At 72.2% G+C, this 23,776-nt stretch carries 20 protein-coding genes; 6 read left to right on the top strand and 14 right to left on the bottom strand.

Annotated features, from left to right (window positions below; translation table 11 throughout):
• Positions 1 to 9: 9 nt before the first annotated feature.
• Positions 10 to 2,376 carry a SpoIIE family protein phosphatase gene (locus tag QQ657_RS46515; RefSeq protein ID WP_284748821.1) on the top strand — a complete coding sequence of 789 codons (2,367 nt, stop codon included), beginning with the start codon at positions 10 to 12 and terminating at the stop codon, positions 2,374 to 2,376.
• 35 nt (positions 2,377 to 2,411) lie between these two features.
• Here QQ657_RS46515 and QQ657_RS46510 read toward each other — a convergent pair whose 3' ends face one another.
• From QQ657_RS46510 to QQ657_RS46500, 3 genes are all read right to left on the bottom strand, one after another.
• Entirely contained in the window at positions 2,412 to 3,302 is an 891-nt protein-coding gene (locus tag QQ657_RS46510; protein ID WP_284748820.1) for a cobalamin-binding protein, read from the bottom strand.
• Between the two features lie 211 nt (positions 3,303 to 3,513).
• A complete protein-coding gene (locus QQ657_RS46505; protein WP_284748819.1) occupies positions 3,514 to 4,611 on the bottom strand; it encodes a calcium:cation antiporter in 1,098 nt (365 codons plus the stop codon).
• Positions 4,612 to 4,662: 51 nt separating this feature from the next.
• Positions 4,663 to 5,565: a LysR family transcriptional regulator gene (locus QQ657_RS46500; RefSeq protein ID WP_284748818.1), complete on the bottom strand. Its 903-nt coding sequence runs from the start codon at positions 5,563 to 5,565 to the stop codon at positions 4,663 to 4,665.
• 70 nt (positions 5,566 to 5,635) lie between these two features.
• Between QQ657_RS46500 and QQ657_RS46495 the strand changes: the two genes are divergently transcribed.
• Positions 5,636 to 7,369, top strand: a complete 1,734-nt coding sequence (locus tag QQ657_RS46495; RefSeq protein WP_284748817.1) for a pyruvate dehydrogenase — start codon at positions 5,636 to 5,638, stop codon at positions 7,367 to 7,369.
• Here the strand turns inward: QQ657_RS46495 and mftB are convergent.
• The 4 genes from mftB to QQ657_RS46475 all read right to left on the bottom strand — a co-directional run bounded on the left by mftB (position 7,366) and on the right by QQ657_RS46475 (position 11,392).
• Positions 7,366 to 7,629 (bottom strand): mycofactocin biosynthesis chaperone MftB, encoded by a 264-nt coding sequence (gene mftB, locus QQ657_RS46490; RefSeq protein WP_284748816.1) that lies wholly within the window; start codon positions 7,627 to 7,629, stop codon positions 7,366 to 7,368. The two genes, QQ657_RS46495 and mftB, sit on opposite strands and share 4 nt — an antisense overlap.
• A 20-nt stretch (positions 7,630 to 7,649) precedes the next feature.
• Complete coding sequence (locus QQ657_RS46485; protein WP_284748815.1) at positions 7,650 to 8,762, bottom strand: NDMA-dependent alcohol dehydrogenase; 1,113 nt, start codon at positions 8,760 to 8,762, stop codon at positions 7,650 to 7,652.
• Positions 8,763 to 8,855: 93 nt separating this feature from the next.
• Positions 8,856 to 10,460 carry a sigma-54-dependent Fis family transcriptional regulator gene (locus tag QQ657_RS46480; protein ID WP_284748814.1) on the bottom strand — a complete coding sequence of 535 codons (1,605 nt, stop codon included), beginning with the start codon at positions 10,458 to 10,460 and terminating at the stop codon, positions 8,856 to 8,858.
• Positions 10,461 to 10,561: 101 nt separating this feature from the next.
• Positions 10,562 to 11,392, bottom strand: coding sequence for an urea carboxylase-associated family protein (locus QQ657_RS46475; RefSeq protein ID WP_284748813.1), 831 nt, complete (start codon positions 11,390 to 11,392; stop codon positions 10,562 to 10,564).
• A gap of 142 nt (positions 11,393 to 11,534) precedes the next feature.
• Here QQ657_RS46475 and QQ657_RS46470 point away from each other — a divergent pair, with 142 nt between their 5' ends.
• The gene (locus QQ657_RS46470; protein WP_284748812.1) at positions 11,535 to 12,848 is read left to right on the top strand and encodes a hypothetical protein; all 1,314 of its coding nucleotides are present in this window, start codon (positions 11,535 to 11,537) and stop codon (positions 12,846 to 12,848) included.
• A gap of 82 nt (positions 12,849 to 12,930) precedes the next feature.
• Positions 12,931 to 13,587 (top strand): HNH endonuclease family protein, encoded by a 657-nt coding sequence (locus tag QQ657_RS46465; protein WP_284748811.1) that lies wholly within the window; start codon positions 12,931 to 12,933, stop codon positions 13,585 to 13,587.
• On the opposite strand, the gene QQ657_RS46460 is transcribed toward QQ657_RS46465, so the two are convergent.
• Positions 13,584 to 14,408 carry a fructosamine kinase family protein gene (locus QQ657_RS46460; protein WP_284748810.1) on the bottom strand — a complete coding sequence of 275 codons (825 nt, stop codon included), beginning with the start codon at positions 14,406 to 14,408 and terminating at the stop codon, positions 13,584 to 13,586. The two genes, QQ657_RS46465 and QQ657_RS46460, sit on opposite strands and share 4 nt — an antisense overlap.
• 54 nt (positions 14,409 to 14,462) lie before the next feature.
• Between QQ657_RS46460 and QQ657_RS46455 the strand changes: the two genes are divergently transcribed.
• Complete coding sequence (locus QQ657_RS46455) at positions 14,463 to 14,819, top strand: MmcQ/YjbR family DNA-binding protein (protein WP_284748809.1); 357 nt, start codon at positions 14,463 to 14,465, stop codon at positions 14,817 to 14,819.
• Here the strand turns inward: QQ657_RS46455 and QQ657_RS46450 are convergent.
• From QQ657_RS46450 to QQ657_RS46430, 5 genes are all read right to left on the bottom strand, one after another.
• Positions 14,744 to 15,601 carry a GNAT family N-acetyltransferase gene (locus QQ657_RS46450; protein WP_284748808.1) on the bottom strand — a complete coding sequence of 286 codons (858 nt, stop codon included), beginning with the start codon at positions 15,599 to 15,601 and terminating at the stop codon, positions 14,744 to 14,746. The two genes, QQ657_RS46455 and QQ657_RS46450, sit on opposite strands and share 76 nt — an antisense overlap.
• Positions 15,602 to 15,657: 56 nt before the next feature.
• Entirely contained in the window at positions 15,658 to 17,730 is a 2,073-nt protein-coding gene (locus tag QQ657_RS46445; RefSeq protein WP_284748852.1) for a putative Ig domain-containing protein, read from the bottom strand.
• 108 nt (positions 17,731 to 17,838) lie between these two features.
• Positions 17,839 to 18,060, bottom strand: a complete 222-nt coding sequence (locus tag QQ657_RS46440) for a hypothetical protein (protein ID WP_284748807.1) — start codon at positions 18,058 to 18,060, stop codon at positions 17,839 to 17,841.
• Positions 18,061 to 18,259: 199 nt separating this feature from the next.
• Complete coding sequence (locus tag QQ657_RS46435) at positions 18,260 to 19,831, bottom strand: acyl-CoA synthetase (protein WP_284748806.1); 1,572 nt, start codon at positions 19,829 to 19,831, stop codon at positions 18,260 to 18,262.
• Positions 19,832 to 20,020: 189 nt separating this feature from the next.
• Positions 20,021 to 20,611 (bottom strand): hypothetical protein, encoded by a 591-nt coding sequence (locus tag QQ657_RS46430; RefSeq protein ID WP_284748805.1) that lies wholly within the window; start codon positions 20,609 to 20,611, stop codon positions 20,021 to 20,023.
• 53 nt (positions 20,612 to 20,664) lie between these two features.
• Between QQ657_RS46430 and QQ657_RS46425 the strand changes: the two genes are divergently transcribed.
• Positions 20,665 to 21,030: a DUF488 domain-containing protein gene (locus QQ657_RS46425; RefSeq protein WP_284748804.1), complete on the top strand. Its 366-nt coding sequence runs from the start codon at positions 20,665 to 20,667 to the stop codon at positions 21,028 to 21,030.
• Positions 21,031 to 21,320: 290 nt separating this feature from the next.
• On the opposite strand, the gene QQ657_RS46420 is transcribed toward QQ657_RS46425, so the two are convergent.
• On the bottom strand, positions 21,321 to 23,711 hold the full coding sequence (locus QQ657_RS46420; protein ID WP_284748803.1) for a glycoside hydrolase family 2 protein: 2,391 nt from the start codon (positions 23,709 to 23,711) through the stop codon (positions 21,321 to 21,323).
• Positions 23,712 to 23,776: the final 65 nt, after the last annotated feature.

Here is a 23,776-nt window from a genome sequence, read left to right as displayed (position 1 = left end):
GACGAGAGCTTGACCGCAGAAGAGCAGATCGTCCCGATACCGGCGGCTCAGGTGTCGGCCAACCTCGCGCGGCTCGCCGACACCGTCGCGCGCTTGCGCGGGGAGGTCGACCACGCCCACGCCGTCGCCGACGGCCGCGCGCTGATCGAGCTGGCCAAGGGCGTCCTGATGGAACGCCTGCACTGCACGCCCGCCGACGCCGCCCGGCAGCTGGAGACGCTGGCGAAGCGCTCGGGGCTGACGCCGCTGGAGTTCGCCGCGGACGTCGTCGGCGAAGCGGCCGAGGACCGGATCACCGAGGTGACGCAGGAGTTCCTGGCCCGCGCCGAGGGCGAGGAGTCCGTCGCGGTGCGGCTGCGCACCGCCGAAAGCGGCGTGCTCGCGGCGGGGGACACCCAGCGCGTCGCGGAGTCCATTTTGGAGCATGCACTGCGGCCGCTCGGCGCGACGGCGGTCGCGGTGTGGCTCGCCGGGCCCGACGGGTCGCTGACGCTCGCCGGGTCGGCCGGGTTCTCGGCCGAGGAAGCGGCCCGCTGGCGCTACGTCCCGCCCGGCGTCGCGACCCCCGCCCGCAGCGCGCTGCTCGAGCGCGAGATGGTCTGGTACCCGACCCTGGCCGGCGGCGGGCTGCCGTCGATCGGGCAGCACACGCTCGGCGAGGGCGGCCGCGTCGCGGTGCCCACCGGGACCGGCGGCCGGATCATCGGCGTCGTCGAGATGTGCTGGCCGGACCCGCTGCCCGCCGAGCCCGGGCGCCAGCGTCGGCAGCTGGAGGCCTTGGCGGAGCTGTGCGCGCACACGCTCGACACCTGGGACGGCGTGGTCGCCCCGGTGGCCGCCGGTGGCTCGGGGGACTTTCTCGGCGAGCTGGTGGACTTCGTCGATGGGCTGCACGACCCGGCCGTGCTGCTCTCGCCGTGCCTCGACGGCGGCCGGCTGACCGACTTCCGCATCCACCACGCCAACGTCCGGTTCGCCGACCCCGGCGGGCGCCCTCGCAGCCGGATCGTCGGCACGCGGCTGCTGGAGACGTACCCGCTCGCGGCCGAGGAGAGCGGCCTGCTCGACATGATCCAGCGGGTCTACGCCACCGGCGAGCCGTTCCGCGCCGAGAGCATGGCGGTCACCACCCTCGTCGACCAGGTGCCGCTGACCGTCCTCACCGACATCAGCGTGACCCGGTTCGCCGGCAATGTGCTGCTGATCCTGCGCATCCAGGACGACGCGGCCAAGCTCGCGGTGCTGCTGCAGCACGCCCAGCGGCTCGGCCGCATCGGCGGCTTCGAGGAGAATGTGGTGACCGGGGCGATCACCTGGAACACCGAGCTGTTCTCGCTGTACGGGCTGCCACCGACCGCGACACCGCTGTCGCTGAACGAGCTGGCGTCGCACGCGCACGCGGACGACGCGCAGGGGATCGGCCGGTTCCTGCGCGCGCTGCTGCACCACCGGCGCCCGTCGTCGACGGCGTTCCGGCTGCAACGGTCCGACGGCGTCGCCCGGCACATCCGGGTGGTCGCCGAGCCGGTCGTGGACGGCCGCGGCGAGCTCGTCGCGGTCCGCGGGGCCTACCAGGACGTTTCGGCGCAGCACTGGACCGAGGTGGCGCTGGCCGCGACGCGGGACAGGCTGGCCGAGACCGAGCAGGAGGCGATCGAGCGCAACCGGCTCGCCCTGCAGCTGCAGCACGCGATCATGCCGCCGGCCAAGGGCCCGATCGACATGCCGGGCCTGCGCGCGGCGGTCCGCTACCGGCCCGCGGAGAAGGAGCACCTGGTCGGCGGCGACTGGTACGACGCGGTCGCGCTGCCGACCGGCGAGGTGCTGCTGTGCGTCGGCGACGTCGCCGGGCACGGCATCGACGCGGCGACGGGGATGGTGAGCCTGCGCAACGCCCTGCGCGGCCTGGCGGCGACCGGCGCCGGACCGGCGCAGCTGCTGACGTGGCTGAACCTGGTGGCCTACCACCTGACCGACCACGTGACGGCGACGGCGGTGGCGGCGGTGTACGACCCGGCGACCCGCAAGCTCCGCTGGGCGCGTGCGGGACACCTGCCCCCGATCGTCCGCCACCGCGACGGCGGCGCGTCGACGTTGCCGCTGCTGCGCGGGTCGCTGCTGGGCGCGGTCCGCGACGTGACGTACCAGGAGGAGGAGCTCCAGCTCGACGAGGGCGACATCCTGCTGATCTACACCGACGGCCTGATCGAGCGCCGCGACCGGCCGGTCCAGGAGACGGTGTCCCGCTTGGTGAGCCTCGTGAAGGGTCATGACGGCGGGCTGGAGCACCAGCTGGACACGCTGTTGACCTACAGCACGGCCGACACGGACGACGACACGTGCGTGGTGGGGATCGAGGTCACGTCGGGAAAGTGACCGCTGCTTTCACGTGAAAGCAGCGCTCTGGCGGGTTACCGCGTGGGCGTCAGCCGCCGTGCCTCGTCGGGCGGTGGGGTCTCGCCGCCGAGGATGGCCGCCAGGATCTCCGCTCCTCGCACCACTCGCGGGCCGGGCCGGTTGAAGTGCGCCGGGCCGTCCAGCACCCACACCTCACCCGCGCGGACCGCCGGCAGGTCCGCCCACCCGGGCAGGTTCGCCAGCGACGGTGCCTCCGCGAGGGTGCGCTCCGGCGCGAACCCGCACGGCATCAGCAGGAGCACGTCCGGGCGAGCCTCGACCACCGCTTCCCACGGCACCGGCCGCGTGTGTTCGCCCGCCTGGGCAAGCAAGGCTTCACCCCCGGCGAGGGCGATCTGCTCGGGCACCCAGTGGCCGGCGGGCCAGATCGGGTCCAGCCATTCCAAGGCGACGACCCCCCGCCCGGGGGCCGGCGAACCGAGTGCGTCCAGCCGTTGTCGGAGTGCGGCGATCTCGGCCGCGGCTCGTGAAGGCACCCCGAGGACCTCGCCGACCTGACGGAGGCAGTCCAGGACGCCGTCCAGCGTGGCCGGTTCGAGGCTCACCACCAGTGGTCCGGTGTCGAGCGTGCGCACCGCTTCGGACACCTGCCGGTACGACACCGCGCAGACCTCGCACAGGTCCTGCGTGAGCACCACGTCCGGGGCGAGCCGGGCCAGCTGCGCACTGTCGAGCGTGTAGAGCCCGGAGCCACGGTGGGTGGCCTCGGAGATCTCCCGGCTCGACAACGCGTCCGGGTCGAACTCCGCCCGCGTCACCACCGGGACGCGCTCGACGAGCCCCGGCGGCCAGTCGCACTCGTGGGTCCGGCCGACGAGGTCGGGCAGCCGGCCGAGCACCGCGACGAGATCCGTCGCGGCGGGCAGCAGCGAGACGATCCGCATCACTTCACCGTAACCGGCCCGCCGTGCCGACCGCCCGATCACGAGTGATGCCCCTTCAATCACGCGTGATGCCTCCCCGATCACGCGAGAGGCCGTTTCCGACCCCGGGCGGCCCGGCATCAGCCGTGATCGGAAGGGGATCGAGCGTGATCAGCGGGGCATCACGCGTGACTGGGAGGGCATCACTCGTGATGGGCGGGTCGACACGGGGTCACGGGTTGACGGCCAGCACCAGGAACCCGGCCAGCAGCACCAGGTGCACGCCGCCCTGCAGGCGGGTCGCGCGGCCGGGCACCACCGTCAGCACGCTCACCACGACCGTCAGCGCCAGCAGCACGATCTGCGTCGAACCGAGGCCGAGGAGCAGCTCGCTCGGCAGCCACACCGACGCCAGCGCGATCGCCGGGATCGTCAGGCCGATGCTCGCGATCGCCGAACCGTAGGCGAGGTTGAGGCTGATCTGCATCCGGTCGCGCTGCGCCGCGCGCGTGGCCGCCAGCGTCTCGGGCAGCAGCACCAGCAATGCGATCACCACGCCCACGAACGACTGCGGGAACCCGGCGGCGCGCACGCCCGCCTCGATCGCCGGTGACTCGACCTTCGCCAGCCCGACCACCGCGACCAGCGCCACCAGCAGGAGGGCGAGGCTGCCCAGCGCCGCCCGGTTCGACGGCGGTTCGGCGTGGTCGTCCTCCTTGACCTCGCCGTCGGCCGCCACCGGGAGGAAGAAGTCGCGGTGGCGCATGGTCTGGGTCAGCACGAACGTCCCGTACAGCGCCAGGGACGCGATGGCCGCGAAGGTCAGCTGCGCCGTCGAGAACGCCGGGCCGGGGGTGGTCGAGGTGAACGTCGGGAGCACCAGGCTCAGCGTGGCCAGAGTGGCGACCGTGGCCAGCGCGGCGCCACTGCCCTCCGAGTTGAACAGGGTGACGCCGTAGCGGCGTGCGCCGACGAGCAGCGAGATGCCGACGATGCCGTTGGTCGTGATCATCACGGCCGCGAACACGGTGTCCCGCGCGAGCGACCCGGCCTCCGGCCCACCCGAAACCATCATCGTGACGATCAGCGCGACCTCGATGACGGTGACCGCGACGGCGAGCACGAGCGACCCGAACGGCTCACCGACGCGGTGCGCGACGACCTCCGCGTGGTGCACGGCGGCCAGCACCGTCGCGCCGAGCGCGATCGCGACGACGGCCACGAAGACCGGGCCGAGGTCGCGGCCCCAGGCGAAGGCCAGCACGAGGAGGCCGAGCACGGGGGTTACGGAGGTCCAGGACGTCAGGAAGGATCTCAGCGCGGCGACCATGACACCACTTTCGCACAGTAGTGGTCACGATGCGTGGTCGTAAGGGACTTCTCACATTTCCGGCACTGTCCCAAGTGGACGGTCGAGGTCGGCGGCGAGGACGTGCCGGCGGAAGGTTTCGCTCAACGGCGGCAGAGTCCGCCCCGCCGCCCAGGCGAGGCCGATGTCGCGCGCAGCGTCCACATCGGTCAGTTCGAGGTGCGGTGCCGGGAAGGCGGCCGGGTGCGGCAGCGGCAGCACGGCCACGCCGAGCCCGGCGGTGACGAGCCCGCGCAGCGTCTCGACCTCGTCGCCCTCGAAACCGATCCGCGGCGTGAACCCGGCCTCGGCGCACAGGCGCTCGGTGGTTTCGCGCAGCGCGTAACCCGGCCGCAGGAGGATGAACGTCTCGTCCGCGAGGTCGGCGAGGCGGACCCGCCGGCGCTTGGCGAGCCGGTGGTGCGGCGGGACCGCGAGCCGCAATGGCTCGACGAGCAGACGTTCCCAGTGCAGCTGCGGGTGCCCCGGGTCGCCGCTGGTGACGACGAGGTCCGCGGTGCCGTCGAGCAGTTCCGCCTCGAGCCCGGCCTCGCCGTGCTGCCGCAGTTCGAACCGGGCGCCGGGGTGCTCGCGCAGGAAGCCCCGCAGGATCTCGGGCACCAGCCACGTGCCGAACGTGTGCAGGAAGGCCAGCGGGACGACCCCGGTGCCCGGCGCGACGATTTCGCCGACCTCGCGCAGGCCCTGGTCGAGCTGGTCGAGCACGACGTCGACGTGCCGCTTGAAGGCGTGCCCGGCCGGGGTCAGCCGCAGCACCCGCCCGGACCGGCGGAACAGCTCGGCCCCGGCGTCGTGCTCCAGCCGCCGCAGGGCGCGGGAGAGTGCGGGCTGGGTCAGGTGCGCGCCGGCCGCGGTCTCCGTGACGGTCGCGCCGCCGGCGACCTCGCGGAAGAGCCGCAGCGTCTGGACGTCCATGCCTCCAGTGTATGGATTTTCATCCAATCAGGCATTGGACGCATCGGTCGGCACGGGCCACGCTGGAGGTATGGCAACCGTGGCAGAACAGCTGGTCAGGACCCTGCGGGACGCGGGCGTCGAGCGCATCTACGGCATCGTCGGCGACAGTCTCAACCCGATCGTCGACGCGGTCCGCCGCACCGACGGCATCGAGTGGGTGCACGTCCGCCACGAGGAGACCGCCGCCTTCGCCGCGGCGGCCGAAGCGCAGGTCACCGGCAAGCTCGCGGTGTGCGCGGGCAGCTGTGGGCCGGGCAACCTGCACCTGGTCAACGGCCTCTTCGACGCCCACCGCTCGGGCGCGCCGGTGCTGGCCATCGCGTCGCACATCCCGTCGAACCAGATCGGCACCGGCTTCTTCCAGGAGACGCACCCGGACCGGCTCTTCACCGAATGCAGCCACTTCAGCGAGGTCGTGGCGGACCCGGCGCAGCTGCCGCGGCTCCTGCGGATCGCCACCCAGGCCGCCGTCGGCAAGGGCGGCGTCGCGGTGCTGACCATCCCGGGCGACCTCGCCGACCGCAAGGCCACCGGCCCGCTGACCGAGCGCCTCCCGCTGGTGACGCCGTCGCCCGCCGTGCCGCCCGCCGAAGTCGTCGAGGAGCTGGCCGGCCTGCTGAACTCGGGCGAGAAGGTGATGCTCTTCGCCGGCGCGGGCGTCCGCGGCGCGCACGAGGAGGTCATGGCGCTGGCGGACAAGCTCGGCGCGCCGGTCGGGCACTCGCTCGGCGGCAAGGAGTGGATCCAGTACGACAACCCGTTCGACGTCGGCATGAGCGGCCTGCTCGGCTACGGCGCCTGCTACGACGCGATGCACGAGGCCGACCGGATCCTGTTGCTGGGCACGGACTTCCCGTACGACAAGTTCCTCCCGCAGGCCCGCACGATCCAGCTCGACCACGACGCTTCGCGCCTCGGCCGGCGGACCCCGCTGGAGCTGGCGGTGCACGGCGACGTCAAGGAAACCCTGCGGGCGCTGCTGCCGCTGCTGCGTCCCCGCACCGACCGCGCGTTCCTCGACCGGATGCTGCGCGAGCACGTGCGGAAGCTTGAGAAGGTCGTCGGCGCGTACACGACGAAGATCGAGCACCGCCGGCCGATCCACCCGGAGTACGTCGCCTCGGTGCTCGACGAGGTCGCCGCCGATGACGCCGTGTTCACCGTGGACACCGGCATGGGCAACGTCTGGGCGGCGCGCTATCTGACCCCGAACGGCCGCCGCCGCGTGCTCGGCTCGTTCCGGCACGGCAGCATGGCGAACGCGCTGCCGCACGCGATCGGCGCGCAGCTCGCCCAACCGGGCAGGCAGGTCGTGTCGCTCTCGGGCGACGGCGGGCTCGCGATGCTGATGGGCGACCTGCTGACGCTGCCCGCCTACGACGCTCCGGTGAAGGTCGTGGTGTTCAACAACGCCACGCTCGGCATGGTGAAGCTGGAGATGCTCGTCGACGGACTCCCGGACTTCGGCACCGACCACCCGCCGGTGAACTTCGGGGCGATCGCGGCCGCGTGCGGGATCTTCGCGGAACGCGTCGAGGATCCGGCCGACGTCCGCGGCGCGCTGGAGAAGGCGTTCGCCCACCCCGGCCCGGCGGTCGTCGAGGTGGTGACCGACCCGAACGCGCTGTCGATCCCGCCGCGGATCACCGGCGAGATGGTGCGCGGGTTCGCGTTGGGCGCCACGAAGACGGTGCTCAACGGCGGGGTCGGCAAGATGGTCGACCTGGCGCGCACCAACCTGCGCAACGCGCCGCGTCCCTAGGGGTCCACGACGATGACGCCGGAGTCGGCCAGGGCTTCCAGGGAAGCGAGGATCCGCGCCCGGCGGGTGCCGCCCAGCTCCGCGGCGTCGAGTGCGTCGCGGAGCGAGGCGTGCATCGCCAGCGCGCGGACGAACCGCACCAGCTCCGGGCAGGTCAGGTAGGACAGTTTCCGGTTGCCGGTGTGGTAGGCGAGCGCCCCGAACGGCTCGGGGCGCAACGCCACCAGCGGGTTCAACCGGTACGCGGCGTCGATGTCCATTGTGGACTCCGCGGCACCGGCTATGCGGAGTGGACGATGACGCCGCGGATGTTCTTGCCGTCGCGCAGGTCCTGGTAGCCCTCGTTGACCTGCTCGAGGGTGTACTTGCGCGTGACCAGCTCGTCGAGCTTGAGCTTCCCGGCGTCGTAGAGCCGCAGCAGCCGGACGATGTCGTACTGCGGGTTCGCCGAGCCGAACAGCGTGCCCTTGATCGTCTTCTCGAACAGCGTCATCACGCCGCCGGAGACGTGCACGGTGAGCTTCTCGGGGTTGGCGAGCCCGGTGATGACGACCGTGCCGCCCTTGCCGACGACGTTGAACGCCTCGCTGACGACGTCCTCTTCGACGGTGCCGACGGTGATGAGCGCCTGGTCGGCCAGCTGGCCCCAGGTCAGTTCGTTGACCTTCTCGGCCGCTTCGGCCGCGGTCGCGAAGGCGTGGGTGGCGCCGAACTTGAGCGCGGCCTCCCTCTTGAACTCGACGGGGTCGACGGCGACGACGTACTTGGCGCCGGCGTGCGCGGCGCCCTGCACGGCGTTGATGCCGATGCCGCCGATGCCGTAGACGACGGTGGTGTCCCCGGCCCGGACGCCGCCGGCGTAGTTCGCGGTGGCCCACCCGGTCGGGACGCCGCAGCCGACCAGCACGGCGGTCTCCAGCGGCAGCCAGTCGTCGACCTTGACGACGGAGTGCTGCGAGATGGTGGCGCGCTCGGAGAACGTGCCGAGCATGCACATGGCGCCGAAGTCCTGGCCGCCGCCGTGGAAGCGGAAGGTGCCGTCGGGCATGTGGCCGTCGAGGATGGTGGCGCCCATGTCGCACAGGTTCTGGCGGCCGGTGGAGCAGTAGCGGCAGGTGCCGCAGTTGGGGATGAAGCTGCAGACGACGTGGTCACCGGCCTGCACCTTGGTGACGCCGGGGCCGACCTCCTCGATGATCCCGGCGCCTTCGTGCCCGCCGATGATCGGGAAGCGCGGCACGAGGTCGTTGTCGATGAGGTGCAGGTCCGAGTGGCACAACCCGGCGGCGGTGTACTTGATGAGCACCTCGCCCGGACCCGGGCCGTCGAGGTCCAGCTCCATGATCTCGAACGGCTTTCCGGCATCGAACAGTACGGCTGCCTTGGTCTTCACGGCCATCTCCTCCACGTGCGGCGGTGCACCCTTCGTGCCTCGATTGTGTGGAGACCGGGCGTCCGTGGAGTGTCCAAATCCCGGACACCGCGCTCAGCGGACCCGCAGCGCCCGCATCCGGTTGTAGAGCGTGGAGCGGCTGATGCCCAGCTGCTTCGCCGCCCGCACCTTGTTGCCGTCGCACGCTCGCAACGTCCGGACGATCACGTCGTACTCCGCCTGCTCCCAGCCGCTCAACGCCGCTCCCGGGGCCGTGTCCGAGCAGCCCGGTGCGATGTCGGCCGCCGTCAGGTCGCCCGCCGAGCGGCGGTCGGCCGCGCCCGCCAGGACTCCCTCCAGCTCGCGCAGGTTGCCCGGCCACTGCTGGGAGCTCAGCAGCTCCAGGGCGCCCGGGGTCAAGCGGAGCGAGCCGCGCAGCAACGCTCGGGCGATCGCCGGGATCTCGTCGCGGCGCTCGCGCAACGGCGGCAGTTCGATCCGCCGGTGCATGCGCGCCGCCAGGGTCGCCTGCTCGCCGCGCAGCTCCGGCAACGGCCCGCTGAGCAGCGCGAACCACGCCGCCGTCGTGTCCAGGAGCCGGGCCAGGCGGACCGCCGCCAGCGGGGGCAGCAGCTGGATGCCGTCGATCACCAGCAGGCCGGGCGCCGAAGCGGCGGCTTCGACCCGCGCGCACCACTCGGCCGCGCCGTCGACGACGTCGGACGCGTCGAACTCGTGCACCGGCTCGTCCCCGGCGACGACGTGCGCCGCCGTCGTCCGGCCGGCTCCCGGTTCGCCCGAGATCAGCACGCGCCGCCGGGCGCGCCCCGCGCTGCGGAGCCGCTCGTCGACCTGGGCCGGGAACAGGCCACGTGAACTCCGGGGCCGCGACACGACCGGGCTCGACGTCCGCACCGGCGCCAGCTCGAACAGCAGCCCGGCGCTCGCCGACACCGCTTCGACGCGCACCTCGACCGGCGTGCCCGACGTCAGCCGGAGCCGGCCGAGGCCACGCTGCGTCCGGCCCAGCTCGCGCAGCAGCCGGTGGTCGGCGGTGTCGACCAGCTCGGTCGCCGCGGTGTTCGCGAGCACGACGTCCTGGCCGAGCGCCAGCACCGCGCACGCCCGGTGCTGCACCGACTGGAACGCGGCCAGCAGCTGCTGCTCGGCGAGCTTCGCGCCGTCGAGCAGCCGCCGTTCGATGTCGGCGACCGCGCGCCGCAGGAACGGCCCGAGCAGCGGGTTCGCGTCGCCCGCGGGGCCGGTGATGTCGAGGACGCCGGCCAGCCGCCGCGTCGTCGGGTACACCACGGGGTGGCCGTAGCAGGTGAACTGCTTCATGGCTTCGAGGAAGTGCTCGTCGCCGTCGACGGAGACGCCGCGGCGGGTCTCGAACGGCGTCGCGAGGGCGTTCGTCCCGGTCTGCTCCTCCAGGAACTGGCAGCCGGGAACCGCGCTGATGTTCTCCAGCGCCACCTCGACCGACCGCTCGGAGAACCGCCGGGCCACGATCCGGCAGTCGTCGTCGGCGAGCACGACGCAGAACCGCGTGCCGGCCAGCTGCCGGGCCAGCTCGTCGAGCACCGGCGAAGCGGCCCGCAGCAGCCGGCTGCGACTGTCGACGTCGGCGATCTTCAGCCGCTCGACCGACGACGCCGGCGAGAGCCCGGACAGCTCCGCCCGCCGCCACGACTGCGCGATCTCGGTCCGCAGGTCCACTCGCACTCCTCGCCGAGCCGATCGGTGTCCCCGGACTTCCATCATCACACGGGGCGGGCGCGGGGAGAACCTTCGCGTCGATTTCCGTTGCGGGACAACGATTAGGCCCGAGCATCCCACTCCGGCAGCCGGACGCCGTGCAGGCCCCGGTAGGCCGCGCGCTCCGGCTCGTGCCAGTGTTCCAGCAGGTCGGGGCGGGGTTTGACGACCTCGACGCCGATCGGGTGGCAGACGTCGATCGGGTCGCGCGCGTCCGGGCCCCAGAGCGGGATGGAGAGGTCGCCGCCCGGGCAGGTGGACAGCGCGCACAGCAGGTCGATCTCGGCGAAGAACTCGAAGTGGTCGCCCGGGCGGGCCGGGCAGGCCTTCATGAAGTACCGGTCCTCGTCGTCGAGACCGGTGCACTGGAAGACGTTCAGGACGTCGTGCACGTCGAATTCGGTGAGCCCGAACGGCGCGACCGCGCGCACGAGGTTCGAGTGGCAGTGGAAGTCGAAGTCCTCGCCGGTGAGCAGGCGGTTGACGTAGGGGTCGCAGCGGGTGCCGAGCAGGTCGTGCACGCGGCCGCCGTCGTCGTCCTGGCCGTAGTTCGCGAGGGTGTCGGCGGTGATCGTCGCGAGCGGGCGGAGGAAGGGCAGCGTCGACCAGAGCCGGTCGAAGGTGCTGACGTGGGCGCGCTGCAGCTGCCGGGTGCGCGCGGCCCAAAAGCGTTCGCGAGGGTCGTCGGCGTTCCACAGGTTGAGGTCGCCGACCTGCGGGCCGTCGACGGTGGTGAGGCGGCAGAGGTGGCCCTTCGGGACGCGCCAGGCGCGGCCCGAGCGGATCGGGATCTCGAAGGCGTCGACGAGTTCGCGGGTTTCGTCCTCGGCGAGCCGCCGGTAGAACGGCCGGTCGACGTCGAGCGCGCGGCCTTGGTAGGCGGGTGGGGGCATCGGGTCTCCCTCGTGCTGGATGGGGCTCCCAGGATGCCCCGGCTACGCACGGTGGCGTTCGACCACTCGTTCGGCTGCTGGGTGGCGGCCCGTCCGGCTCTTACCGTCGAGGGAGCTCTACTCGTGGGAGGAGTGACCGGCGGTGCTCGTGGCATTCCAGCGCACCGGCGAGGAGCGGCGCCTGCCCGCGGCGGCGGCGCACCTCGTGGGGTTGCTGCGTTCCTGGGGTCCGGGACCGGACCACCTGACGGGTCTGGCGCTGACCGGCATCACGGTCCCGAGCCGCCTCGGCCCCCGCTTCGTCGACGCGCTGGTGTTCACCCGGTCGGGGGTAGTGGTGATCGCGGCGCACTCACCGGGTCTTTCGCCGGGTTCGGCCGAACGGGCAGGTGCGGGAGTGGCGGCGGCGAAGGGAGCATTGGCCGCGCACGACGGTGGGCGGTACGTGACGGGGCTGGTCGCAGTGGTGCCGGGTGGTGTGCAGGAGGCGGTGGCGGAGGAGCGGGACCGGCTGGCCGAGCCGGTGGGTCTTGGGGCTGCGGGTCTTGGTGCGGCGGGGCTGCCCGGGCTTGAGGCGGTCACGGTGCCGGCGCCGCGCGAGCCGGTGGCGGAGTCGCGTTCGCCGGAGGGGGATTCTGCTTGGCGTGAGCCGGATCCGGGTGAGCTTGATTCGGACGCGGTGTGGCGCCGGCCGGAGTCCGCGCGGCGCGAGCAGGTGCCGGACGACCGCGCGCCAGACCGAGCGTGGGGCGAGTCGGATTCGGGCGCCCGCGAGCCAGTCCGAGCGTGGGACGAGTCGGATTCGGGCGCCCGCGAGCCGGATCCGGTCTGGCGTGGACCCGATCCAGGCGAACCTGCGTCCGACCGGGCTTGGCGCGAGCAGGCCACCGCCGAGCCTAAGGCGGACCAGCCCTGGGGCGAGCGGGATCCGGGCGCACCCGAGCCGACCCCGGCCTGGAACGAACCGCCCCCGGCCGACCGCGAGCCGGACCAAACCTGGGGCCACCCCGACCTGCCCTGGCTAGGCACCGACTCCTTCCCCGGCGTAGCCGTCGTGCTAGCCGACCCCCGCGGACTGCGGCGGATCATCGGCCAGCACAACCGGTGGCGGACCGTCTGGACGGCCGACGATGTCCTCGACGCCTGCTACGCCCTCTCCCTCGCCCACCTCGCCCCGCCGCGCGCCGCGCTGCTCGCCGATGGCTTCCCCGCTCGGCTTCCGGCGCTCGAGCGGGTTCCCGTGCTCCCCGCCGTCCTGCCGCTGCCGCCCGATCCGCCTCCGCCGGCCGACGACGATCACGGTCCGCGGATCCCGCGGCCGCGGGGGCATACCACCTTCCCCCGGCAACGGCCGATCCGGCAGGTGCCGTGGGGACTGGTCTTCGTGCTGTCCCTGCTCGTCACCATCGGCGTGATCGCCGCCGTTTTCGTCGCGCAGGTCTTCCACGGCTCGTGAGTTTCGCGCCAACTACGCCATCTGCACCGTTTCCCCGACGCGTCGACTGGGCACCTCCCGGTAGACGTGAAAGGGGTTCACGATGCCGCGCACCCGAGCGCTCGTTCTGCTGGCCGTCCTCGCGGGCGCGTCCCTCACCGGCTGCAAGGTGCCCGACGGACTCGCGTCCGGGCCGCAGGCCACCGGGACCGCCGCCGCGCCGCCGATCGCGCCCGGCGAGGCCAAGGCGCAGCTGGCGCAGCTCAAGGTCGCCGTGCGCGGCACCATGGACGGCTACAGCCGCGAGAAGTTCCCGCACTGGGACAAGGTCGAGGGCGCCTGCGACACCCGCGAGCAGGTCCTCAAGCGCGACGGCAAGGACGTCACCACCAACGCCGACTGCGCCCCGAAGTCCGGCACCTGGGTCAGCGAGTACGACGGCGAGACCTGGAAGAAGGCGTCCGATGTGGACATCGACCACATGGTGCCCCTCGGCCAGGCCTGGGTCAGCGGCGCGAAGGCGTGGACGCAGGAGCGCCGTGAGCAGTTCGCGAACGACCTGATCCGCCCGCAGCTGCACGCGGTCACCGACAACCTCAACGAGCAGAAGAGCGACAAGGCGCCGGACCAGTGGAAACCGCCGCTCGTCTCCTACTGGTGCACCTACGCCACCGACTGGATCGTGGTCAAGAGCAACTACGGTCTCACGATCACCGTCCCCGAGAAGACGGCCCTCGAAAGCATGCTCCAGCACTGCTAGAACGAGCGGGCCGCGGCCACCGCCTGCCCGGCGTAGGACCGTCCGAACAGGACGGTGTGGACCAGCAGCGGGAACAGCTGGTGCAGCCCGATCCGCCCGGCCCAGCCCTCGGCCAGGGGTGCGACCTCCTCGTACGCGCCCAGCACGCTGCCGAGGTGCGGGCAGCCGAACAGGTGCAGCATCGCGAGGTCCGTCTCGCGGTGCCCGCCGTGGGCGGCCGGGTCGATCAGCCACGCCTCGCGGCCGTCCCACAGGACGTTGCCCGTCCACAGGTCGCCGTGCAGGCGCGCCGGCGGCTCGGCCGACGCCGGGATCCGGTCGCACGCGCGCTCGAACACCGCCGCGTCGGCCGCGTCGAACGTCCCCGCGTCGACCGCCCGCCGGACGTAGGGCAGCACGCGGTCCGACGCGTACCAGGACGCCCAGTCGTCCGCGGGGACGCAGCCCATCGGCGCCAGGCCGATCCACGCCTCGGCGGGCCCGCCCGGGGGAGCCGCGCCGAACGCCGGCGCCCCCGCCGCGTGCAGACGCGCGAGCCCGCGCCCGAGCCGTTCGGCCGCCGCCGCCGAAGACCGCCCCGAAAGCACGCGGTCGACCACCAGCCAGTCCTCGTCGTGGCCGGCCACGGACGGCACCGGGACCGCCTTCGCGGCGGCCAGCCAGCGCAGGCCCGCCGCTTCGGCCGCGGTCGCGCCCGGCTCGTGCCCGCGCTTGACCACGACCACCCGGCCGTCGTCGAGGACGGCTTCGCGAAGGTATCCCGGCATCGGGCGCCACTCGGTGACGGTGTGCCCGGTGAGCCGGGCCACGGGCTCGGTCATGTCCCGCACGGTACCGGCGCGCTACGGTGGCTGTCGCAGACACAAGGAGCGGCGGTGACGGTGCGGGTCGAGGAATTCGAGCGGGTGCTCGGCGAGCTGACGGAGGTCGAGCGCTCCGAGGCGCGCGACTATTCGGCGTTCGGCGTGCGGGGCAAGCGGTTCGGCTACTTCTGGCCGCGGACGCGGACCGTCGGCCTGAAGCAGACGATCTCCGAACAGCTCGCGCTGGTGGCCGAACGGCCGGACGTCTTCGAGGTCCAGTTCACCATGGGCGGCTTCGGCTGGGTCGTGGTGTACCTCGACGGCATCGACGCCGACGAGCTGGCCGAGCTCCTCTACGAGGCCTGGCGGCTGTCCGCGCCGGAGGAGCTCGTCGCCGAAGTCCCCTTCACCAGGATCGCCCGGGCGTAGAGCAGGTCGAAGCCCTGCCGCTGCACGTTCCGGTGCGACTTCGACCCCGGCTGCGTGGTGACGACGGCGACGTCGCACCCGGCCGCGGCCGCCGCCGTGAGCCGGGCTCGCAGCAGCGCCGTCTGCACGCCGCGACGGCGGTGGGCCGGCACGGTCGCCGCGCCGGTGAACTGCGCGATCCCGTCGGTGACGCGGAAACTGGCGCCGCCCGCGAACTCGCCGCCGCGCCACGCCGCGTACCGCGTCACCCCGGCCATGTCCGCCATCGCGTCGATGACGGTCTGCCGCGGGAAGTCTTCGTGGGACGGCAGCCCTTCGGTGTCGGCGACGGCGATCGCGTCGGCGACCTCGGACAGCCACAGCTCCAGCTCGTCGTCGCGGATGAGCCGGACGTCTTCGGGAACCCCGGCGTCGGTGACCCGGCGGCCGAGCACGTTCTCGAACGACTCCAGGCGGTACCCGCGCTCGGTGAAGAACACGCCCAGCGCGGGGTCGGCGAGCTGGCACAGCTCGACCTGCACCGGCGCGCCCAGCTCGGCGAACGCGGCTTCGACCTCGTCGAGCGCGTCCGGCAGGCCGCCGAAACCGAGCCCGGCGATCTTGTTGAACGGCGAGTCCGTCTCGGCGAAGCTGGCGACGCCGCCGACGAGCGGACGCGCGAACCCGATCGCGTCCCCGCGCCGCATCCGCGCGGCGTCGCTGCTTTCGGCGATCAGCCGCGCTTCGGCGCGTTCGATCCGCTCGGCCAGCGCGGTGTCGCAGAAGAGCCGTTCCCCGTCCATGCCCGCACTGTGCCGGACACAGACGGGGAACGAAACCCGATTATCAGCCTGCAGCGCTATCCCTCGACACGGTGCGAGGCCCAGAACGACGTCAGGTCGGTCGACCCGGCCGCCGCCTGCGCCGCGGCCTTGAACTCGGCCGTCGTGGACACGCCGTACCAGTGCGACTGGGCGTACGACTTCAGCAGGTTCGCCATCGCCGTGTCGCCGATGGTGCGCCGCAGGTCGTGCAGCGTGCACTTGCCGTAGTTGTAGACCACCGTCGAGTACCGGGACGAATGCGCGTCCCAGTAGGCCATCGAGTTGGTCAGCTTCTCCGCGCTCGACTGCCACGTGATGCCGCAGCCGCTGCCGGTGATCCCGCGGTAGAGGTCGGTGGCGTAGTCGGTGAAGCTCTCGTCCAGCCACGGGGAGTTGTACTCGTCGTCGCCGACGATCCCGTAGAACCACTGGTGCGCCAGCTCGTGGGGGAGCGCCGTGGTCGACACGAGGTCGAGCACGAAGCCCGGGTACTCCATGCCGCCGAACCAGAAGTTGTTGTCCAGCACGACGTCCACCTCGCCGTACGGGTAGTCGCCGAAGCGGCCCGAGTGGACGTCGATCGAGTCGGCGGCCAGCGTCAGCATCTGGTTGGCGCTGCTGGTGGAGATCCCGCTGACCGAGTAGACGTTCACCCGCACGCCCTTGCCGGACGTCGTGGTGATCTTCGCGAACGGCCCGGCGGCCCACGCGAAGTCACGCACCTTCGCGGCGGTCGCGTGGGTGGTGGTCGTGCTGCCACTGGTCGTCTCGGTCGAGCTGCCGGTGGCCGGCGTCAGCAGCGACGTCGGGTGCACCAGGGTGACGTCGAAGTCGCCGATCACCGTGTAGAACGCCTCGCCGTTGTTGGTGTACGGGTCGAGGTGCCAGCCCGCGCCGTCACGGACGGCCAGCACCGGCAGCGCGTTGCCGATCATGTTGTACGCGCCGTCGTGGCCGAACCGGTCGGCGCCGCTGGGCACGACGATGCTCAGGTCGAACCCGATGGTCGCCGACTGGCCCTGGGCCAGCGGGCTCGGAAGCGTGATCTTCATGGCCGTGCAGTTGACGCTGAGCGCGGCCGCGGTGCCGCCGGTGACGTTCGTGACCGTGATCGGCGTCGTCGGGCAGCTGCCGTGGTAGTTGTCCCAAAGCCGCAGGTAGACCTCGGGCAGCGCGGTCGCCGAGCCGTTGGTGAAGCTCACGCTCTGGTGGCCGGTCCACGTCGTGCCGGCGGTGTTCGAAGTCAGGTTGACCGTGTACGCCGGGTTGATCGGCGTGCGGGTGGAGTCCGCGGGCGCGGCCGTGATCGTCCAGGCGAAGGTGGCGCTGCCGCTGTTGCCGGCCGGGTCCTTGGCCGTGACGGTGACCGAGGACGTCCCGGCGGTGGTCGGGGTGCCGGTGATCTTGCCGGTGCCCGCGCCGATCGCCAGCCCGGCGGGCAGGCCGGTCGCGGTCCAGGTGAGCGCGTCGTTCTGCGGGTCGGTGGCCTGGACCTGCAGCGACACGGCCTGGCCGGCGGCGCTGGACTGGGCGCCCGGCGAGGTGACGACCGGCGACTGCGGGTTGCTCGTGCCCGTCGTGGTCAGCGAGAAGTCGTCGAGGAGGAAGTTGGTCGCGAGGCTCGAGTCCTCGGTGCCGGTGATCTTGAGCGTCACGGTCTGGCCCAGGTAGCGCGACACGTCGACGGTGCGCTGGACGTACCCGGCGTTCTTGTCGAGGTTCGAGTAGCTCGCGAGGGTGTCGGTACCCGCCTGCACCACCAGCTTGTCGTAGGCGGTGCTGGTCGTCGTCTCCTTGGTGTCGACGTGCGCCCACCAGGACAGTGACGCGGAAGCGCAGCCGGCGGGGAGCGTCAACGCCTGGGACAGGGTGTCGGTGTGCGTGCTGCCGTACCCGTCCAGCCAGGCGTCCATCGTCCCGCCGTGCGCGGGCTCCGCCGAGGTGGCGGCGGAGATCACGCCACTGGACTGGGTCCACGGGGCGGTACCGCTCTCGAACCCGCCGTTGCCGACGACCTGGTCACCGCAGACCGCGGCGGCCTCGGCCGGCGCGGCGACGACGACTGTGCCCAGCAGGCCCACGGCCGCACTGAGCGCAGCAGAAAGCACCCTCGATCTCATGGGGGGAGTCCTTTCCCGGCCCCGTCCGTCGGGGCCAGGAGAAAGCGTGCGCTGCCGCCGGGGCGGCAACAACCCGCCATGAGTCGGGTTCCGCGATCAGGCCTGCTGGAGCACGTTGAGCAGGATGAAGAGCAGCACGAGAGCACCGACCACCGCGACCAGAGCCGACACCGCGGACCGGATCATCTCCCCGAACCCCTTGGCGGTGCGGGCCCGGTAGGCGGAGTAGTTGGAGCGTGCCTCGCGGGCGCTGTGGACGCGGCTGCCGACGAGCAGCCCCGCGGCCAGGGCGAGCAGAACGGCGAGGAAAATGGACACGAGAGATCCTTTCGGGTTCGGGAACGAGGAACGGCCTCATTACTAGACCCGACGGACGTCGCGCGCCATGGCTTTTGGCAATCTCGTTTCCGGGCCGGTCGGCCCTGGTGGGACGCACGTCCCGCGTTCCTCGGAAGGCGGCGGTGGCAAGCCGACGGTATCCGTCGTCTTCCCTGTCACGCAAGGAGTTTTCGGTGGCTCAGCCCTCGGTCGCGAGTCCTTTGTGTCGTTCCCGCAATTCGCGCTTGACGATCTTTCCGCTGGGATTCTTGGGAAGCCGGTCCGCGAACACGACGTACTTGGGACATTTGTAACCGGCGAGATGTGCCTTTGCGTGGTCAACCACTTGCGCAGCGTCGAGAATGACGCCTTCGCGCGGCACGACGACCGCGGTCACCGCTTCGATCCAGTGTGGATGACCGATCCCGAAGACGGCGACCTCGGCGACGCCGTCGAGCAGGTACAGCGCTTCTTCGACTTCGCGGCTCGCGACGTTCTCGCCGCCGGTCTTGATCATGTCCTTCTTGCGGTCCACGACGGACAGGTAGCCGTCCTCGTCGACGACGCCGAGGTCGCCGGAGTGGAACCAGCCGGCGCGGAACGCTTCGGCGGTCTTGGCTTCGTCGCGGTAGTAGCCGAGGGTGGCGTGCGGGCTGCGGTGCACGATCTCGCCGATTTCGCCCGGCGCCACGGGGTTGTCCTCGTCGTCGACGATGCGGGTTTCGACGTTGAGCGAGGGCCGCCCGGCCGAACCGGCGCGGTCGAGCTGTTCGTGCGGGCGCAGGATCGTGGCCAGCGGCGCCATCTCGGTCTGGCCGTAGAAGTTCCACAGCTCGACCTCGGGCAGCCGGCGGCGCAGTTCGCGCAGCACCTCGACCGGCATCGCCGACGCGCCGTAGTACCCCTTCCGCAGGCTGGACAGGTCGGTCCGGTCGAAGTTTTCGTGGCGCAGCAAGGAGATCCACACGGTCGGCGGCGCGAAGAGCTTCGTCGCGCGCTCCCGTTCGACGGCAGCGAGCAGCGCGGCGGGGTCCGGGCCAGGGAGGATCACGCTGGTCGCGCCGAGGTAGACGTCGACGGAGAAGAAGCAGTCCAGCTGGGCGCAGTGGTAGAGCGGCAGCGAGTGCACCTCGACGTCGTCGGCGCTCATGCCGCCGTCGATGACGCACGAGACGTACTGCGCGAGCAGCGACCGGCTCGACAGCAGCACGCCCTTGGGACGTGACTCGGTGCCGGAGGTGTACATGATCCGCAGCGGGTCGTCGTCGGCGACGAGGATGTCGGGGGCCGTGGCGTCCCCTTCGGACAGCCAGGTGCCGATGTCCTCCCAGTCGCCGCCGCCGGTTTTCGGGATGCGGCCTGTGACCACCTCCCGTCGCTCGGCCAGTTCGAGGGCTTTGGCGGCGGTCGGTTCGAGGGCGTCCTCGGCGACGAACGCTGCGACTTCGGCGTGGCGGAGGATGTAGGCGATCTCGTCGGCACCGAGCATGAAGTTGACGGGCACTAGCAGCACACCGAGCTTGGCGGTGGCGAAGGCGAGGGCGCCGTACTGCCAGCAGTTGTGGCTCAGCAGCGCGAGCCGGTCACCCTTGCGCAGCCCCCGCGCGGCGAGGGCATGGGCACAGCGGTTGGCGGCGGCTTCGAACTCGGCGAAGGTGAGCTTGGTACCACCATCGACGACGGCGAGCTTGCCGGGCAGCCGCAGCGCGGTGCGGCGGAGCAGGTCGCCGAGAGAGTGCTGCCGGGCCCGGTCGACGAGGTACTGATCCATCCCGGCAGTCTCGGCCGGGGCGCGGAAACTCGCAAGCGTGGCGGCCGATCCGGCTCAGTGGTCTTGAATGAGTCATTCAGGACCTCCCGCGCCCTGAATGACTCATTCAAGACACCACGGGAGGGCTCTTCGGGCGGGCAGTTCTCGAGAACCCGCGCCGCTCGTGTGTGAAGAGGCCGGCACCCCAGTTCAGCGGGCGCTGTCGTCGATCTGCACGGGGTAGCCGGCGCGCAGGACGGCGATCGTGGCCGGCGGGGTCAGGACCGGGACGGTCCCTGCCGTGGGCAGCTGCTGCTTCCGGCCGTAGCCCGCGGTCGTCCAGGTGGTGAGGTGCCCGTCGAGCTTCAGTTCCGGGTCGGGACCGCGGAGCACGAAGACGCCGTCTGGGAGGTCGGCCCAGCTCAGCTCGTGGAGCCGGCGTGTGTGGGTGCCGCGGACCAGGCGTTCGGTGTGCAGCTGCCGGTTCATCGCGGTGGCCGACGGCGTGCCGGGCCAGGCGTCGCGGTAGGCGGTGTACGCGGGACGGCGGCACTCCCCGCACGGCCGGTGCCCGGCGGCGAACGAGACGGCTTCGTCGTGGAAGTACAGGTGCGTGTAGCGGTTCGGCAGCCACTGCTCGCGCCAGCGGTCGTTGAAGGTGAGGGCGCAGGTGATCCACAGGTCGCCGCCGTGGAAGCGGACGATCTCGTGGCCGCGGTGGAGGACGCCCCGGTTGCCGGTCCAGGCGCCGCGCAGCGGGATGTCGACGATGTCCCCGGTGGGGGTCACACGGTTGCGCATGGGGAGAGCTTGCCGGAGTGGCGGGGCGCGCGGGCACACCGCAGAATGCGCGCATGCAGCCGACGCTCGTCCGGGTGGCGCGCCTGGCCGACCCGGCCGGACCCGCCGACGGCGTCCGCGTGCTCGTGGAACGGCTCTGGCCTCGCGGGACCGCTCGCACGGCGGTGGTCCTGGACGGCTGGTACCGCGGGTTGGCACCCTCCGACGAGCTGCGCACCTGGTACGGCCACGATCCCGAGCGGTTCGCGGAGTTCGCCGAGAGGTACCGCGCGGAGCTGAGGGAGCCGGAGCGAGCGGCGGCGCTGGAGCGGCTGAGGGAGCTGGCGGCGGGCGGGCCGGTGACGCTGCTGACGGCGAGCGGCTCGCCCCTGATCAGCCAGGCGGCGGTGCTCGCCGAGATCCTCACCGGCGAGAGGTGACGGGGGAGCGGTCCGCGGGGTGCCTTGGTCGGTGGGAGCTGCCGCAGCGACCCGCCGGTCCGAGGTCACCGCTCCGCTGCGGCCCGAGCCGGTCATGTCCGCAGCCCGCCTTCCGAACCGCTCGCGGGCGAGGGTGATTGGCAGGCTGCGGGGGTTGCCGTGTCGGCCGGTGGGAGCTGCCGCTGCGGTGATTGGCCGCCCGCGATAGTTGCCGGCGAGGCCTGCCGGCCAAGCCCGGTCGCGGCGGCCACCTGCGAAGTCGTTCACCGCTCCGCCGCGGCCCGAGGCAGTCATGTCCGCGACCCGCCGTCCGAACCGCTCGCGGTCGTCGTCACCGTCGCGGTCGCCGACCCCAGAGTGTCGTGCCGGGCAGTCAGCGTCAGTGTCCCCGGCGGGCCCGCGAACGGCCGCAGCCACACCGCCGCCGCACCACCCGTCGCGCCCAGGTCCATCGTCGGATCACCGACCAGCTCGCCCGGGCCGGTCAGGGCCAGCGTCACCGTGCCGGTCGCGCCCGCGCGCAACGTCCCGAAACGGTCCAAAGCCGACACCACCACCCGGGTCGCGTCGCCGCCGTCCGCGCGCAGCTGCGAGTCGTCCGGGACGCAGGCCAGCACATCCCGGCTCCGGTCGCCGCTGAAGCGCCGGGACACCACCAGCCGGTCACCCACGTAACCGTCGATCCGCAGCTGGGGACGCTGCCCGCGCGGCACCGTCAGATCGGCGGCGAACGGCGGATACCGAAGGTGCGGGAACTCCGCCCGCCGGCTGCGCGCCGAACCCACCGGCCGGTCGTCCAGGAACAGCTCGAGCCGGTCGCAGTTGGACCAGATCGTCGCGGCGCGTCCGGGGCCGGTCGGGGACGCCGTGAAGTCCCATGCGAACCCGGGCTCGACGACCGCGCGCGCCCGCGGGTCGCCCTGTGACGCGTAGAACGCGGCCGCGGGCTTGGGGATCCGGAAGAAGTCCGACACCCCGCAGAACTTCGACCCGCCCATCGAGCGCTGCCAGCCCGACGGGTAGTCGAACGCGCACCACGCGAGCAGCCCGCAGTAGCGGTCGTCGGCCGCCGCCAGGTCGTGGGCCTTCGCGTGCAATTCGGCCTGCAGCTGCTGGGTCGCCGCGGGATCCGTCCGGCGGTACGTGCGGGCGCCGGCCAGCGTGCCGATCGTCTCCGTGACCAGGTACGGGACCCCCGCGCGCGGCGGGCGCAGCTGAAAGGGCGCGCCGCGGCGGGCCGTGTAGTCGTTGTAGGCCAGGACCTCGACGTCGCTGCCGGCGAACCGCGCGCCCGTGGAACTGGCCAGCGCGCCGCTCGTCGGGCGGGACGGGTCGAGCTTGCGGGCGAGCCGCCCGGTCCGGCCGTACATCGCCGTCGTGCCGTTCGCCTCGTTCACGCGGGTGCCCCACACGACAATGCTGGGGTGGTTGCGGTCCCGGGTGATCATCGCCGAGACGTCGCGGAAGTTCTGCTGCTGCCAGGCGGCGTCCCCGATCCGGCCCCAGCCGGGGATCTCCTCCCACACGAGCAGGCCCAGCTCGTCGCACGCGTCCAGGAACGCGCTCGACTGCGGGTAGTGCGAGCAGCGGACCATCGTGCAGTTCAGCTCGCGCCGCAGGATCTCGGCGTCGCGCCGCTGGACGCGGTCCGGCATCGCCCCGCCGGCGAACGGATACCACTGGTGCCGGTTCAGGCCGACCAGCTTGAGCCGGCGCCCGTTGAGGAAGAAACCGTCCGGGGTGAACGCGGCTTCGCGGAACCCGACCCGCACGACCTGCTGGTCGAGTGCCCGCGGCCCGGACCGGACGCTCACCACGACGTCGCAGAGCGCCGGGTCCTCGACGTCCCACAGCCGGACCGCGCCCAGCCCTTGGACGTCGAACTCGACGGTCTTCGTGCCGACCGGCATCGGCGCCACGTCAGTACTGCCGCGCGCGATCTCCCGGCCGGCTTGCCGCACGGACGCGGTCACCTGCACCGGCTCTCCGATCGCGACCGTCGTGTCCAGTTCGCACGTCAGGTGCAGCGACCGGGCGGGACCCAGGACGTCGACCGGGCGGGCGAAGACGTCGGCCAGCCGGGTTCGCGGCACGGTGCCGATCGAGGCCGGCCGGTAGATCCCGGCCGGCTGGTAGAAGTCGATCGCCGTCGGGCCGGACCCCGGCAGGTTGGGCGGGACGTCGAGCTGCCAGCGTCCGTCGACGACCACGGCGAGGACGTTGTCGCCCACGGTGACCTGCGGCAATTCGACTTCGAAGGGCAGGTAGCCGCCTTCGTGAGTCGCGACGAGCGTGCCATTGAGATAGACCTCCGCGTTCGTCATGACGCCGTCGAAGCGGGCCCGGACGCGGTCGGCGGTCATCGTCGCCGTCACGGTGAAGTGCTTGCGGTAGATCCACCGGTCCTGCCACGACGACGGCTGCCAGCCGGTCCACGAAAGTGGCGTCACGCAGTGGGGGAGCTGCACCGGCGAGAGGTCGATCTCGTCGAAGCCGAGGTCCGCGCACCCGTCCTCATAGCGCCCGAACAGCCAGAAATCGCCCAGCCGCACGGCATCCGGGTCCGGCTCGCCGAGCCCGGCCGATCCGGCGACGGTCGCGACGGCGGCCACCCCGAGCAGCGCGGCCCCGCTCGCGGCGAGGAACCCGCGCCGCGAGACGCGCGGCTTCTCCTCGGCCATCGACGACCTCCGTGCTCGGTGCCCCACCCGGGGAATCGCATCCGAGGGCTAAGACGTCACAAGCG

It is taken from the genome of Amycolatopsis ponsaeliensis, from assembly GCF_030182635.1.
Classification (GTDB): domain Bacteria; phylum Actinomycetota; class Actinomycetes; order Mycobacteriales; family Pseudonocardiaceae; genus Amycolatopsis; species Amycolatopsis ponsaeliensis.
This window is presented reverse-complemented; position numbering and strand designations above follow the sequence as displayed.

What these genes read in the sequence shown, in the direction of transcription:
- QQ657_RS46510 (WP_284748820.1), bottom strand. Translation starts at nt 3,302, where the DNA reads ATGCGGATCGTCTCGCTGCTGCCCGCCGCGACGGATCTCGTCGCGGTG.
- QQ657_RS46505 (WP_284748819.1), bottom strand. Translation starts at nt 4,611, where the DNA reads ATGGTCGCCGCGCTGAGATCCTTCCTGACGTCCTGGACCTCCGTAACC.
- QQ657_RS46500 (WP_284748818.1), bottom strand. Translation starts at nt 5,565, where the DNA reads ATGGACGTCCAGACGCTGCGGCTCTTCCGCGAGGTCGCCGGCGGCGCG.
- QQ657_RS46495 (WP_284748817.1), top strand. Translation starts at nt 5,636, where the DNA reads ATGGCAACCGTGGCAGAACAGCTGGTCAGGACCCTGCGGGACGCGGGC.
- mftB (WP_284748816.1), bottom strand. Translation starts at nt 7,629, where the DNA reads ATGGACATCGACGCCGCGTACCGGTTGAACCCGCTGGTGGCGTTGCGC.
- QQ657_RS46475 (WP_284748813.1), bottom strand. Translation starts at nt 11,392, where the DNA reads ATGCCCCCACCCGCCTACCAAGGCCGCGCGCTCGACGTCGACCGGCCG.
- QQ657_RS46465 (WP_284748811.1), top strand. Translation starts at nt 12,931, where the DNA reads ATGCCGCGCACCCGAGCGCTCGTTCTGCTGGCCGTCCTCGCGGGCGCG.
- QQ657_RS46460 (WP_284748810.1), bottom strand. Translation starts at nt 14,408, where the DNA reads ATGACCGAGCCCGTGGCCCGGCTCACCGGGCACACCGTCACCGAGTGG.
- QQ657_RS46450 (WP_284748808.1), bottom strand. Translation starts at nt 15,601, where the DNA reads ATGGACGGGGAACGGCTCTTCTGCGACACCGCGCTGGCCGAGCGGATC.
- QQ657_RS46435 (WP_284748806.1), bottom strand. Translation starts at nt 19,831, where the DNA reads ATGGATCAGTACCTCGTCGACCGGGCCCGGCAGCACTCTCTCGGCGAC.
- QQ657_RS46430 (WP_284748805.1), bottom strand. Translation starts at nt 20,611, where the DNA reads ATGCGCAACCGTGTGACCCCCACCGGGGACATCGTCGACATCCCGCTG.
- QQ657_RS46425 (WP_284748804.1), top strand. Translation starts at nt 20,665, where the DNA reads ATGCAGCCGACGCTCGTCCGGGTGGCGCGCCTGGCCGACCCGGCCGGA.
- QQ657_RS46420 (WP_284748803.1), bottom strand. Translation starts at nt 23,711, where the DNA reads ATGGCCGAGGAGAAGCCGCGCGTCTCGCGGCGCGGGTTCCTCGCCGCG.